At 41.1% G+C, this 14,823-nt stretch carries 11 protein-coding genes; 7 read left to right on the top strand and 4 right to left on the bottom strand.

From position 1 onward, the window contains the following. Positions 1-237: 237 nt before the first annotated feature. Positions 238-1,656 carry a hypothetical protein gene (locus tag Aba26S_RS03255; RefSeq protein WP_005240133.1) on the bottom strand — a complete coding sequence of 473 codons (1,419 nt, stop codon included), beginning with the start codon at positions 1,654-1,656 and terminating at the stop codon, positions 238-240. A gap of 591 nt (positions 1,657-2,247) precedes the next feature. Then, positions 2,248-2,943 (bottom strand): DsbA family oxidoreductase, encoded by a 696-nt coding sequence (locus Aba26S_RS03250; protein WP_005240131.1) that lies wholly within the window; start codon positions 2,941-2,943, stop codon positions 2,248-2,250. Positions 2,944-3,119: 176 nt separating this feature from the next. Here Aba26S_RS03250 and Aba26S_RS03245 point away from each other — a divergent pair, with 176 nt between their 5' ends. The 3 genes from Aba26S_RS03245 to Aba26S_RS03235 all read left to right on the top strand — a co-directional run bounded on the left by Aba26S_RS03245 (position 3,120) and on the right by Aba26S_RS03235 (position 6,552). Next, the gene (locus Aba26S_RS03245) at positions 3,120-3,869 is read left to right on the top strand and encodes a hypothetical protein (protein ID WP_005240129.1); all 750 of its coding nucleotides are present in this window, start codon (positions 3,120-3,122) and stop codon (positions 3,867-3,869) included. Positions 3,870-3,966: 97 nt separating this feature from the next. Then, positions 3,967-5,730, top strand: coding sequence for an ABC transporter ATP-binding protein (locus Aba26S_RS03240; RefSeq protein ID WP_252322549.1), 1,764 nt, complete (start codon positions 3,967-3,969; stop codon positions 5,728-5,730). Between the two features lie 315 nt (positions 5,731-6,045). Continuing rightward, positions 6,046-6,552, top strand: a complete 507-nt coding sequence (locus Aba26S_RS03235; protein ID WP_005240126.1) for a hypothetical protein — start codon at positions 6,046-6,048, stop codon at positions 6,550-6,552. A gap of 63 nt (positions 6,553-6,615) precedes the next feature. Here Aba26S_RS03235 and fadA read toward each other — a convergent pair whose 3' ends face one another. Both fadA and fadB read right to left on the bottom strand, forming a co-directional pair. Further along, the gene (gene fadA / locus Aba26S_RS03230; RefSeq protein WP_005240124.1) at positions 6,616-7,788 is read right to left on the bottom strand and encodes an acetyl-CoA C-acyltransferase FadA; all 1,173 of its coding nucleotides are present in this window, start codon (positions 7,786-7,788) and stop codon (positions 6,616-6,618) included. 12 nt (positions 7,789-7,800) lie between these two features. Continuing rightward, on the bottom strand, positions 7,801-9,954 hold the full coding sequence (fadB, locus tag Aba26S_RS03225) for a fatty acid oxidation complex subunit alpha FadB (protein WP_005240121.1): 2,154 nt from the start codon (positions 9,952-9,954) through the stop codon (positions 7,801-7,803). A gap of 394 nt (positions 9,955-10,348) precedes the next feature. Between fadB and lpxO the strand changes: the two genes are divergently transcribed. From lpxO to uvrC, 4 genes are all read left to right on the top strand, one after another. After that, positions 10,349-11,263, top strand: a complete 915-nt coding sequence (gene lpxO / locus Aba26S_RS03220) for a lipid A hydroxylase LpxO (RefSeq protein ID WP_005240120.1) — start codon at positions 10,349-10,351, stop codon at positions 11,261-11,263. A 92-nt stretch (positions 11,264-11,355) separates the two neighbouring features. After that, positions 11,356-11,763, top strand: a complete 408-nt coding sequence (locus Aba26S_RS03215) for a PH domain-containing protein (RefSeq protein WP_043970000.1) — start codon at positions 11,356-11,358, stop codon at positions 11,761-11,763. Positions 11,764-11,903: 140 nt separating this feature from the next. Further along, positions 11,904-12,845: a hypothetical protein gene (locus Aba26S_RS03210; protein ID WP_005240115.1), complete on the top strand. Its 942-nt coding sequence runs from the start codon at positions 11,904-11,906 to the stop codon at positions 12,843-12,845. Positions 12,846-12,996: 151 nt separating this feature from the next. After that, positions 12,997-14,796: an excinuclease ABC subunit UvrC gene (gene uvrC, locus Aba26S_RS03205; protein WP_026040239.1), complete on the top strand. Its 1,800-nt coding sequence runs from the start codon at positions 12,997-12,999 to the stop codon at positions 14,794-14,796. The last annotated feature ends 27 nt before the right edge of the window (positions 14,797-14,823 follow it).

Here is a 14,823-nt window from a genome sequence, read left to right as displayed (position 1 = left end):
AAATTATTCATAATTAAGGCTTATCTATTGTTCTTATATTAACTTTTGATGATTAGGTTAATAAAATCAAGTATTAGACACAAAAAACAGCAATTTAGTCCTACAAAATGCGAGACATCATAAGCATTTAGTCCAATAGATAAGATTGAACATCACTCGGTTTATCGAAGGCATCTGCTCATCCTTGAGCCAGACTTTAATCTTGAATATTAAAGCGCTGAAGTGACTATGCCTAATTTAAGGTGATTTTGCGACCGTACTATTTTCCAAGGCCTGATATAGATCATGGACAGAAATCGGTTGCGGCAAATGGCTGATGACTTGCCGAATCAGTTGCCAGGTATAACCATCGGCACGATCTAACAATAAATAGGGATAAGCTTGATCTTCGTTAGAGAGCTTGACCCGTTCTAAGCCATGAATCACGCGAATTTTTTGACGTTCTCTGAGTAAAATCACAGGCGTGAAAAAGGTTGCAGCGGTTTCTTCAAAAGGAATAAATTTTTGTGTATTGATAAACGAGGCAGGAATATAGGGATACACGCGTTGATCACGTTGCCAAACTAAAGTGCCATTCATGATGCATTCATTAAATAAGCTTTCATGCTGGTGATAGTGTCGTTTAAAGTTAGTCCAACCGGTCTGGTGAATTGAACTGGTTCTGGTGTGACGTTGATCGGTATAAGCCTGTAAAACAGTGGTTGCATATTCAACACTGTGCGTGCCCACTAAAACAACATAATGGGAAAATTGCCCCTGTGCATAGAGTTGCTCAGCAATAAAAATTTGTGCTGAGCCCCAAAGTGGCTGTGCTTCATTTTCGGCTTTGAGATAGAGCCAGTCGATTTTAATATTTTGATCAATCTCGTTATGCAGATCGACCCGATACAGTGACGGGAAAGTGCGCGCATCTACGCGTTCCAATCGGCATAGTAAACCATCCAGACTAAAATCATTTAAAGCCAATGGTTGGGCTTTATTCAAGTTGGCTGAAGGAAGAGTGCCTTGCCTAAATCCAGGTTTTACACGGGGTGTCGGCTGCGTCGATGGTGTCACTGCTGCGGGCTGAATTTTTTCTTGAATAATCGCATCCAGCTGTGACTGAAAGTTTTTGCTTTGCTGTTTAATCAGGGAGAAGCTATCTTTATTTGAGTGCTGAATCTCTTCTGCTTGAACTGCCTCTAAAACAGGAATCAGATTTTGCAATTCATGGTCAGTTTTCACATATTCACTGGCATGTTTTTGTAGCCATTGCAGCGCATCTTGTGACTTGCTCAACCAAGGACTTTTCAGGAAGGACAAGGCAGGGCGAATGACCCAGACTTGCCAGTGCTGTCCTTGACGTAATGCCGCCCAGCCCATATCCGCTGAAGCAAACAAGGCGTTTTCTACACGACCCATAAAATTATAGGTACCACGATAGGTCATGGCATAGCCATATTCAGCTAAGTCGTCAGCCGAAAACTCTTCATTGAGAATAAACTCTTTGAATGGGCTGAGTTGATCCTGGAAGGTTGGATCGTCGCAAGATGCGCAGATATCTTTGATACGTTGTTTTGATTTGGCAATTTCAAAAAGTGATGTTTTATCATCATTCAGCCCGTCGACGAGGGTCTTGAGCTCATCAACCAAGAGTGCTTTCTCTAATACGTCCATCGATTGTTTCCTTAGAGATAGGCTTGAGCCTGTTTTAAATCATAAATACGGAAAAGTGACAGCAATCGGAATCGTTTGTAATCAATTATAGTGGGCAAAGTATGCTGTTTTACGGGTGTGAAAACTGCTCTAATCCATAGCTCTCGGTGTTTGATAATCAGAGTAGATCCAGGATTTAAAGCTTGTATTTTCATCACAAAAGATTGTCACTTTATGACGATTATAGAAGAAAAAGAGACAAAATCTATAGCGGTCAAGTTAGTCAAAATTTTCCTTTGCATATACTAAATCGAGATATTCATCATGGTTTGTCTTTGAAAATAAAAACATTTTAAAAGAATGAATCGGATTAGCAGATCATAAGATCGAAATTTATCTATAAATTTTTGGGTGAGTTGTGATCACTTTCACATATCTATTGGTGAAAAGCTCAGCAAATAAAAATCGACTTTGTGGGAAATCTTGATAACAGCCGATAGACGGTGCTTTTTTAAAGATAAACGACTGAAAGAAAAAGAAATCTTAGACTGTAGGTATTAAAAAAACCGCTTCGAGATGTACATAGAAGCGGTTTTTTGTGATCAGTTGAAATTAAGATTTAATTTCGCATTGATCATCGTTGCATTGTGGGGCATCTGTTTGTTCAATCTCTTCTGTAGCCGCAGATTGTGCCTGCTGTAATGCTTGCAAGAAAATCTCGCGGGGTTGTGCACCAGAGAGTGCTAGTTTTTGATCAAAGACAAAGAAAGGAACCCCAGTGACTTTTAGCTGTTCATGGGCGATTTGTTCATCATGGCGTACAAAATCTGCCAGTTCATCCGAATCCAGTACATACTCAACTTCAGCATTGTCTAAGCCAATACGTGAGGCAATTTCTTCAACCACTTCACGTTCACCAATCGCGAGTCCTTCAGTCATATACGCATGGAAGAAGGCTTCTTCTGCTTCATTGCCTAAGCCTTTGCTTTGGGCAAGATGAATAATACGGTGTGCATTAAAACTATTACCTGAATTGGCTTTCTGCCACTGGAAATCGATGCCTTCGGCGGCTGCCATGGCTGCAACATTACGCTCCATTTCTTCCATCTCGGCATAACTACGACCGTATTTCTGCGCTAAACGTTCAGTGTTTGAGGTTTCATGTTTTGCTGGCGCATTGGGATCTAACTCAAAACTATGCCAGTGAATATCCAGCTCAATACCAGCTTCTTCAGCAACATGTTCAAGACGTTTTTTACCGATATAACAAAATGGACAGACCACATCTGACCAAATATCTACACGCATAGCAGCTCTCTTCAATTTTACTTAATCAGATAATAGGGGCGAAGCTCATGAATTTAAAGCGATGAATATGTAATGCTCCGTTACGAGAAATGAAATAAAAAGGGCTATAACTGCATGTGTTTTATGGATTAAACTGACTAAACAACATAAAAAATATAATGAAACTTGGAGGCTGTATGCGCCGTTTTTTAATTTTTCTTACAATTGTCGTGCTTGGTATCGGTTCATTCTTCTTTTATCAACATACCCTAAAACAACGTGCCATCAATAATCAGCAGATGTTTGAGGTGGTAATGTCCGAGAAAATGCGCGAACTTTATGATCAGGCGCAAGACTGGTCAACGCCTGTACAACTGGATATCCATGATAAGCGTTTATCTGGCGACTATAAATTGATGTCTGAGTTTCTGTTGAACTATTGGATGCAGAATGTAGAAGCGCGTAATCGTTATTTACGTGAACTGAAAGCCGCCCATTGGGATACTTTTTTAGATGTTGAACGCTTAGACCAAGACCGCAAACAGGGCTATAAAGACACTGAGCAAATGTTTGTGGCGGTGCGTAAAGCATCTGCTGAATATGAACAAGCACGACAACAGATTCAGATGCATTCAATGCAGCAAGCAAAAAGTTTGGCGATTCACAATGAAATGAGAGCCTCACTGCAAGCCAAACTGGAGCATAACCTGAAGGCAGACAAAGCTCATGATATCTTCCCGATTGAACAGCAGATTATGGAAAAAGCACAGGCCATGTTTGATATGTTGAAGCAATATCCGTGGCAGAGAAAAGATAAAACCATTTTGTTCCGAGAGACCGCTCAAGTGAAAAAATTCAATGGGCTCTATCAAGATGTGTTAAAGCTGAATGCCAAGATGGAGAAAATTAAACAAAATAATGCTGAGGTATTAGACGAAGAATTGTAATACCAATTGACCAAGTCCACAGAGTGTACTCAGAACACAGGTAGAAGATTCAAATATGAATTTATGGCAATAGTTTCTTAAAGTTAGACCTTTTGTATTGCCTTATAAGTGGCTGGTTGCAGTCACATTAGTGCTGACCTTGATTGGCGCCTTAACGGCACAGGTCAATGCGCTGACCTTGCAATATGCGGTAGATCAGATCAATGCTGTGGTTGAGTCTGGACAGGGTTTGACTGCTGGATTGCATATTTTGATCACCATCAGCGTGATTTTATTGAGTAAAGAAGTGCTGAATATTTTTATTCAGTTCGGACAAAAGTTTTTTGGCGAGAAATTACGCATTTTGATTTCACAAGATGTGGCACAGTCAATTATTGTGAAGTTTCTACAATATCGTCTGGCCTTCTTTACCCAAGATGACAATCAGGCAGGGAAATTACAAACCCGGATTGATCGCGGCATAGGTTCGATTACCCGACTGGTGCAAATCTTCTTTATCGATATTTTTCCTTTGTTTAGTAGTGCCATTATTGCCCTGTGTCTGATGTTCTATGCCAACTTCTGGATAGGATTGGTGGCTTTGAGTATTGTGCCGATTTATTTCTGGATTACCTTTAAACAGGCACAGAAACTCAGTGGTACACGCCGTAATTTACGTGATGGCCGGGAGCGTAAAAGTCAGGGGACTTTAAGTATCATTCAGTCGATTACGGTGATTAAGTCATTTAACCGAGAGCAAATTGAAGCTGAAAAGCAACTGACCTTACAAAAACAGCTGACTGATGATCAGATGCGGACGCGTCAGCTGAGTTTTCTGTTTGATGGACTCAAAACCTTTATTGAACAGATTGGCGTGGTGTTTATTATCATTCTAACGGCCTATTTTGTTCTGGTCGGTGATATGAGCATTGGCATGATCATGTTTCATATCTTGCTCTTTAATAATGTTTCCGCCCCGATTCGCTCTCTGCATCGAATCTATGATGAAGTCAATGATGCAATGATTTATGCAGAAAGCTTTTTCAAGATTCTGGAAGCAGAGGATGAAATAGAAACTTCTGGCCAGCTTAAACCACAGCCATTGACAGGCAAGTTTGAATTAAAGGAGCTTAATTTTTTCTATCCCAATGGTTTTCATGCATTGAAAGATATTAACCTGACCATTCAGCCGAATAAGATCACAGCATTGGTGGGTTTATCTGGCGCAGGTAAATCGACGTTGATTAGCCTACTGGATAAATTCTATTTACCGCAGTCCGGAGAAATTCTACTAAATGGAACGTCATTAACAGAGATTGATACTCAATATTTGCGTGATCATATTGGCCTCGTCCTACAAAAAAATCATATTTTTCAGGGCACGATTGAGGAAAATATCCGTTATGGCAAGATGAATGCCACACAGGATGAGATTATCCTTGCTGCGAAAAAAGCTTCGATTCACGAGCAGATTCTTAAACTACCGCAGGCCTATCAATCTGATGCCTTATTGCTCTCAGGTGGGCAACAACAGCGTATTGCGATTGCCCGCATGTTCCTGAAAAATCCGCCGATTATTTTTCTGGATGAACCTACGGCTAGTCTGGATGCGATTGCCACTGAACAGATCAAGCATAGTCTGGATGAAATTAAGCAGGGGCGGACGGTGATTATTATTTCACATAGCCTGTCACAGATTATTGATGCCGATTATACCTATGTGATGCAGGATGGCAGGATCGTGGAACATGGCGAGCATCATCAGCTGTATCAGCAACAAGGCGTCTATAAGGATATCTTTGACGCGATGGCCAAGAGCTTAAATATCGAAAAGATTTCTAAAACCTTTGAAGGCGATGATGAAGAGGAAACCCATAGTTAGCAATGCTTCATCTTATTTGGCCTAACGTTGAACTGAAGACCGAGCAAAAATCTTGTCAGCAGCTTGGAAACTGGAAATAAAACAATATGAATCCCTATGAATTTCAGAGGCTTTTGATTTTCTCTAAGTACCCGTGTTTTCACGATTTAAAAAATTTTATAGACAAGATTGCTTGAGATAGGACATAAAGTTGAGTGATATTTACCGTTTATCCGACCTCTACTGAATCAAATTTAAGTTTGCTGTAGCCTATTCTATAGATGCTTTTATTTAACTCATGATGTTCTTATGGATGAGGGATGTTTGGAGCAAGAGATGAATTTTCTAAAACGATCTGTGCTGACAACTGCACTGGTTTTTATGGGCTTGCCGGTAGTTCATGCCAATGATGAGGTGGCCTCATTGCCGACCATTCGGGTCATGGCTGAATCTGAATTACGTGAAGAGGTGGGGTTTGTTCCCTTTCAAGAAGACAAGCAGGTTCGTCAGTCACTGCAGCATTATGTTTATAAGCTCAATAATGATATGCAGAATGCAGGCGTGAGTGAAAGTCCACTGATTGTCAACTATCAGCCAGTGGCAGCACAGCCAGATCTGACCCAATATTCTCCGATTTTGCAGCAATATATTTTAGCGGTTGCTTCGGGTTTACAGTCATCTGACCCAACTAATGGCGTTTTTAAAATGCTGGAACCTTTGAATATCAATCGAAATAATATTGATGGGATTCGTAATGGTACGATTAAGTTGAATACCGATGATATTTTGCGCTTGCAACAGCAAATTCAAGATGGGCTAAGAGGCTTTAAACAGCCTTATTAAATTAGCTGATTGAATAAATAAAAATCCCCGCATTTAGCGGGGATTTTTCTATCTCAGTGTTGATTAAACACGTTCGATAATAGTCGCGATACCTTGACCAAGGCCGATACACATGGTCGCAAGACCAATTTGTGTATCTTGTTGTTCCATCACGTTCAACAAGGTTGTTGTGATACGTGCACCTGAACAGCCCAATGGGTGACCCAATGCAATCGCACCACCATTCAAGTTGATGATGTCTTGCTTGTCATAAACGCCTAAGCCTTTCATCACTGATAAGCCTTGAGCAGCAAATGCTTCGTTTAATTCGATAGTCTGGATATCCGCCATCGTTAAACCAGCACGTTTCAGCGCTTTTTGAGTTGCTGGTACTGGACCATAACCCATGATCGCCGCATCACAACCTGCAATGGCCATTGAACGAATCACGGCACGTGGTTTTAAACCCAATGCTTGAGCACGTTCAGCAGACATAAGCAACATTGCAGATGCGCCGTCAGAAAGCGCAGAAGACGTTGCTGCTGTGACTGAACCACCTTTAGGATCAAACACTGGTTTCAATGCTTTGAATGCTTCAAGGTTAGCATCAGGACGAATCACTTCGTCGATGTCGCAAAGGATTTTGAAGCCATTGGCATCGTGGCCTTCAACACCGACGATTTCGTTTTTGAAACGACCTTCTTGAGTTGCAGCCCACGCACGACGGTGAGATTCAACACCGAATGCATCCTGCTCTTCACGAGAAATGCCATTCATACGACCTAACATTTCAGCGGTTAAGCCCATCATGTTCGATGCTTTGGCATAGTGCTTAGATGCTTCTGGGTTCAGGTCGATGCCATGCATCATACCTACGTGGCCCATGTGCTCTACACCACCGATGATGAACACATCACCTTGATTGGTCGCAATCTGTGCAGCAGCCGTGTGGATGGCTTGCATAGAAGAACCACATAAACGGTTTACCGTTTGGCCACCAGCAGTTTTAGGAATATCAGCCAATAAACCAATGTTACGAGCAATGTTCATACCTTGCTCTAAAGTTTGGTTGACACAGCCCCAGATTACGTCTTCAACTTCATTGGTATCAAACGGGTTACGAGCAACAAGTGCACGTACTAATTCAGCAGATAAACTGTCGGCACGTACATTGCGGAACATACCGTTACGTGATTTGCCCATGGCAGAACGAACGCCATCAACAATCACAACGTCACGTGGATTTAAAGTAGCCATTCACGTCGCTCCTTAACCGTAGAATTTTGTGTTGTTAGCAGCCATGTCACGCAACATTTGTGGCGCTTCATAAGCCTTACCTAAGTGTGCATATTTGTCGCAAAGCGCAACGTATTCAGCAACACCTGTTTGGTCGATGTAACGGCATGGACCACCGCGGAATGGAGGGAAACCAACACCCATAATCATCGCCATATCTGCTTCTGCAGCAGTTGCTACGATCTTGTCTTCCAAGCAACGAACGGTTTCGTTACAGAAAGCCAGCATCATACGGTCAATGATTTCCTGGCTATCAAACTCACGTTTTTCACCAGTCACGAAAGGTGCAATGATTTCGTATGCTGTTGGATCAACAGTTTTCGTTTTCTTACCTTTCTTGTCTAACACGTATTTGTAGAAACCAACGTCATTCTTTTGACCCAGACGTTTGGCTTCATACATTGCTTCGATCGAACCTTTGTAGTCTGGCTTCATACGGTCAGGGAAACCTTCTGCCATCACTTCTGCGCCATGAACACCTGTATCGATACCCACAACGTCGATCAAGTATGCAGGGCCCATTGGCCAGCCGAATTTCGCCATCACATTGTCTACTTGTTGGAAATCCGCACCATCTTTCACAAGAAGGTCGAATGCACCAAAGTAAGGGAACAATACACGGTTCACCAAGAAGCCTGGGCAGTCGTTAACAACGATTGGTGTTTTACCCATTTTTTGAGCGAGCACTACAGTTGTTGCGATTGCTTCTTCTGACGTCTTTTCACCACGAATCACTTCAACCAGTGGCATCATGTGTACTGGGTTAAAGAAGTGCATACCTACAAAGTTTTCAGGACGTTGTAATGCTTTCGCTAAACGGGTAATTGAAATCGTAGAGGTATTAGATGCAATGATCGTATTTTCACGAACATGCTTTTCAGTGTCAGCAAGTACGATTTCTTTTACTTTTGGATTTTCAGTCACAGCTTCGATCACGATATCCACTTCTTTAAACTCGTCATAGCTTAAAGTCGGACGAATGCGAGCCAGTGTTTCACCCATTTGCGCAGGTTTCATTTTCTTGCGCTCAACTTGCTTGGTCAGCAAGTTATTTGCTTCTTGCATACCGAGTGCAAGTTGCGGGTTACCAATGTCTTTCATGATGATTGGTGTGCCTTTGCTTGCCGCTTGGTAAGCAATACCACCACCCATGATACCCGCACCTAATACAGCCGCTTGGTTAACAGGGTGAGCACCTTTCTCATATTTTTTCGCAGTTTTCTTCACCACTTGGTCATTGATGAATAAACCAATCAATGCGCCTGCTTGTGGGGTAATCGCTGCTTTGGCAAAACCTTGAGCTTCAGCTTTTAATGCGTCATCACGAGTTGAGTTCGCACCTGCTTGTAATGAATCAAGCAATAGTTTTGGGGCAGGGTATTGCGCAGGATTTGCTTTTGCAAGTACCGCACCTTTTGCCGTATTGAACGCCATCATTTGTTCAAGCGGGTTCAATTTGATTGCATCTAATTTTTCTTGACGCTTGGCTTTCCAGTTCAAACGGCCAGCAAGTGCTTGTTTAACCAGATCAACAGCAGCTTCTAGTAATTTGTCAGCAGCAACAACCGCATCTACAGCACCGTCTTTTAGCGCAGCAGCTGGTTTTTTCGGGTTCGCCATTGCCATCCATTCAACGGCATTGTCGATACCGATTAAACGGCTTAAACGTACACTACCACCAAAACCAGGATAGATCCCCAATTTGATTTCTGGTAAACCGACTTGTGCTTGTTCTGACATCACGCGGTAGTCACAAACCAAGCACATTTCAAAACCGCCACCGAGCGCTGTACCATTGATTGCAGCAACTTTAGGTAGATCTAAGTCTTCAAAACTGTTGAAGATTTCATGTACAGGCATAAGCCAATCAACGATCGCTTGCTCACCCGCAGCGAAGTTATCGCCAAACTCAGTGATATCAGCACCAACGATAAAAGTTGATTTGCCAGAGGTAACAACTAAGCCTTTAATCTCTTTATTGGCTTTTACTGCAGCAATTGCTGCTTGGAAGTCTTCGATGGTTGCGCGGTTAAATTTATTGACCGACTCACCTTGTAAGTCAAAGCGGAATTCTGCAATTCCGTCCGCAAGCATTTGGACGGTAATGGCATTGCCAGCGTGGATCATGCCTGATCTCCCTTGTTGTGGAGGATTCTGAGTTGATGTCATAAAGCGTATGTACAGTGATGCACACAAAAAATGCTTCGCTAATCTTACGATAACTATATCCAAAAAGGACATAACAAGTTGTATCAAGCCGTGACGCTAGGGTCATCAATTTATTGTAAGCTGGGATTTGAATTGCTAAATCATGAATAAAAATAAATTTTTTGTGCGAAATAGAGTGTTTACTCCTTGATTGTGATCAGGAATTTGCAAGGTGCTTTGTCCGATTTAGGTAACCTAAATTGGTATTTAAGTCGACAAGTTTGTTAGAATAGCAGGCTTATTTTTGTGTGCGATTTTGACATTTGGTTATCAAATTGGCATTTGGTTTTCAGCTAAGAAGATAGAGTAATCTATGATTAAGTGGATCATATTAGCGATTTTTATCATATCTGCGTTGTATATTCAGCGCCGTGGTAAAGTAAAGCATTCGTTTTATCGTCAGTTTTTTGACCATTCGACGATTCTCGCACCGATTAATTTTTTAATGTACATGTTTTCCAAAGTGCCGAATCAACCGTATATCGACACCCAGCATTTTCAGGACTTAAAAGTTCTGGATGAAAACTGGGAAATGATTCGTGATGAAGCCAAAGCGCTGTATGATAAAGGGGGGATTAAGGCCTCAAGTACTTATGATGACTTGGGCTTTAACTCTTTCTTTAAAACAGGCTGGAAACGTTTCTATTTGAAGTGGTATGACTCTGCGCATCCATCTGCAGCTGAGCTTTGCCCAAAAACGACTGCTTTATTGAAGACTTTACCAACGATCAAAGCTGCGATGTTTACGGAACTGGCACCAGACAGCCGTTTGGTGCGTCACCGTGACCCTTACGCAGGTTCATTGCGTTATCACTTAGGTTTAATCACTCCGAATGATGATCGCTGTTTTATTGATGTTGATGGCGAGCGTTATTCTTGGCGTGATGGTGAGAGTGTGGTGTTTGATGAAACCTATATTCACTATGCGGAAAATACCACTGACCAAAACCGTATCATCTTCTTTGCCGATGTTGAACGTCCATTAAAAACCCGTTTTATGGAAAAGTTTAATCACTGGTTTGGTAAAAAAGTCATGACTGCGGCAAGTTCACCCAATGAAGCAGGCGACCAGACAGGTGGTTTAAATAAAGCTTTTGGTTATGTCTATCAGATTCGGATCAAGGCAAAAGCATTAAAAGCATCGAACCGCTCACTATACTACTTCTTGAAATGGTTCATTATGCTGGGTCTCTTCTTCCTTATTTTTATTCGTCCTTATGTCTTTTAAGTCTGGATAAAATCAACGCCCGTAAGGGCGTTTTTTTATAAAATATGGCATAGAATAGTTTTAATTCATCACAATTGATTGTGAAAAAATCTATGCAAACATTTCGTTCTAAAATTGATTGGTGGCTGTGGGGAATCGTGATCGCAATAACAGGTTTGTCATTGCAGTTGTTATGGACGATGTATCTTAAAGGTACGCTACAGCAATATCCTGAGCATACGGTTGTACATTTTCTAACGATTGCATGTCTGTGGTGGCCGATATTGAATACCCGTTATATTGTGACCGAACATCATTTAATTATCCGTTCGATGTTGTTTAAATGGCAGATTAATAAGTCAGACATCCTCAAAATCTCTGTGAGTCATAATTTAATGTCATCTCCTGCTTTATCTTTAGATCGTTTACGCATTGATTATCAAAAAAATGGAGTTACAAGCCATATTTTGGTTTCACCTAAAGATAAACAAGCTTTTTGTCAGGCATTACAAGTAATTTAGAGGTGCATCCCTAATTCTATTTTTTGAAACTTGGATAAAAACTATATTTTAAATTTATGCTTATTTATTACGCTTTGTTTTTTTTTGATATTATATCAATTGGATAAATGATGATGAATATAAATTTTTGAGAAAAAAGAATGAAAAAAGGATTGTTGATAGGCCTGTCTATTCTTGGATTAACTGCGTGTGGTGGAGAGGGGCCGAGTTCATCAGTTGCTCAGCTAAATGATCACCAAAGACCCTCTAAAATATATGCTATAGATAGTTTTAGCGGAGAGTATGATATTATTTCGCTTTTAATTTATTCTGCAATTTATGTGAATTATAAGACTTATTCTTTTGATTTAAATAAAAAATTTTTTGTAGAATATAGTGGTAAACCTATTTTTAAAACAGAAAAATTAAGAAGTTTTCTCACCGAAGATAGCATGTCGACAACGATGCCACCACAATTGCATGAGTCTCAATTTTTAATAGGAGAAAATGCTGAATTTGATGGGGAAAATCTACACTATACGGTAAGTAATTATGTTGGTTTGAAACCACTAACTTTATCGTGGAAGTATAAGAAAATTGATGTTTCTGGCTTGCCCATAAAAAGTGATAAAAATAATCCAATGCATTCAATAAGTAAAAGCCCAACAGCAGAAACAATGGCAGCAATACTAGGGATAGGTTATGGCGCTTCGAATAAATTTCCTGAAGGATCAGTGTGTTGGCAAAAACAAGTTGCCGAAAGTAGTCAGGAATATATTGAATTCTATTCAGAAAAGATCATCCGTCATGTTAATGAGGATTCTGAAATTCAGAGATCTGGTCAGTGGAATAACATAACTTGGGTACAATTTAAAACGGATAGCGATGAACCCGAAAGAGCAAATGTAAAGCTAAATATTAACGATAAAGAATATTGGGGGATTTATCACCCATTAAGTGAAACCTTTGCAGTCGAAATGGATAATTTGGCATGTGATTATATGAATGAAACAGCTTTTAAGGCGGCAATGTTCTCATCAGATATACTTTTTTTATTAAAAGAGCTTAATGGAGAGGTAATTTGGGAGCCTCATTATTTATAGAACCCCTTAAAAAATAATTTCATGGGTAAGCTCCTAGATAGAAGATCAGCAAAATAAACTTTGACGATATCTAAATTGAGTCAATTGTAGCCTTGAAAAATGGATACTTAAGCTACATCATTTAGTCATTATCCAAAGTTAAAAGTAGTCTGTGAACCCAAACGCTCGAGAACACATTGAAAAAATACTGGCACATATGACTCAGTTACCTGGCGTTTATAAAATGCTGGGGAAGGATGGGGAGTTATTGTATGTCGGTAAAGCCAAAAATCTGAAAAACCGTGTCTCGAGCTATTTTGTAAAAACCATCGAGCATCCAAAAACACAGGCCTTGGTCGCCCGTATTTATGATATTGAAAGCTTGGTGGTGCGTTCTGAAACCGAAGCCTTATTACTCGAACAAAATCTGATTAAGCTGCATCGCCCGCCTTATAACATCATGTTGCGAGACGATAAATCTTACGTTTATATCTTTGTCTCATCAGATAAACCCTATCCGCGTATTGCCAGTGGACGGGGTAAAGGCAAGCATCATATCGGCAAGTTCTTTGGACCGTACCCAAGTGCTTATAGTGCGCGGGATACCTTACTGGTGTTACAGAAACTGTTTAATGTGCGTCAATGCGAAAACAGCTATTTTTCACAACGCAAACGTCCGTGTCTACAATATCAGATTAAACGTTGTACCGCACCTTGTGTCGGTTTGATTAGCCCAAAAGACTATAAGGAAGATGTCGATAACTCCATCCGCTTTTTGCAAGGCGATACCAAAGAGCTGAATCAAGAATTGATTGGGAAAATGGAACAGGCAGCTGAAGCGCTGGAATTCGAGAAAGCAGTGTTCTATCGTGACCGTCTCGCCTTGTTACGTGAAGTACAGGCGCAGCAAGCAGTGTTTAAAATCAAGGGTGAGGCCGATATTCTGGCAATTGCTTATCAGGCAGGGGTAACCTGTGTGCAAATTATGTATGTGCGTAATGGGCGAATGCTAGGGGGGAAAAGCTATTTCCCAGATATGTTGGGCGATGATTTGGGGCAAATGCTCAGTGATTTCATGGCCAATTTTTATTTCCAAGTGGCAGATGAAGTACCGACAGAACTCATTGTCAATGTTGCGGTGCCAGATCAGCAGCAGTTGGAAGAAGGCTTACAGCAGACCTTTAATAAAAAAGTGCAGATTAAACATAAAGTACGAGAGACCCGTGCCGAATGGTTAGAGCTGGCACAAATGAATGTGCAACATGCGATTAAAGGTAAACTCAGTAATCATCTGGAACTGAATGAACGCTTTCATCAACTTGAACAGGTGGTGGGGCGTCCGATCGACCGAATTGAATGTTTTGATATCAGCCATACTATGGGTGAAGCCCCGATCGCCTCCTGTGTTGTGTTTGATCAGGGCGGCGCAAGAAAACGTGATTATCGCCAATTTGCGATTCAGGACATTACGGGTGGTGATGACTACGCCGCCATGCGCCAAGCCTTAATTCGTCGCTATAAAAAGAATATGTTGCCAGATTTATTATTGATTGATGGTGGTAAAGGACAATTACACATGGCAATGGAGGTCATGCAGGAGCTTGAACTGGATGCCTTTATGATTGGGGTCTCTAAAGGTGAAGGGCGTAAACCCGGATTAGAGACGCTGCATTTTACCGATGGTACCAAGATTCAGTTGCCAGAGGACCATAAAGCTTTGCATTTGATTCAACAGGTCCGTGATGAAGCGCATCGTTTTGCCATTACCAAGCATCGTGCCAAGCGTGACAAGCGCCGTAGTAGTTCGGTTCTGGAAGCTATTCCAGGCCTTGGGCCGAAACGTCGTCGCGATTTATTAACGCATTTTGGTGGTATACAAGGGGTGTTAAAGGCATCGGAAAATGAACTGACCTTGGTTCCGGGACTGGGTGAGGTGTTGGCCAGAACCATTTATAAAATTTTGCATGAATAATTTGACCAATTGACATAATCTTCCCAT

Origin of the sequence: Acinetobacter sp. NBRC 110496 (assembly GCF_000876115.1) — a bacterium.
GTDB lineage: Bacteria > Pseudomonadota > Gammaproteobacteria > Pseudomonadales > Moraxellaceae > Acinetobacter.
This window is presented reverse-complemented; position numbering and strand designations above follow the sequence as displayed.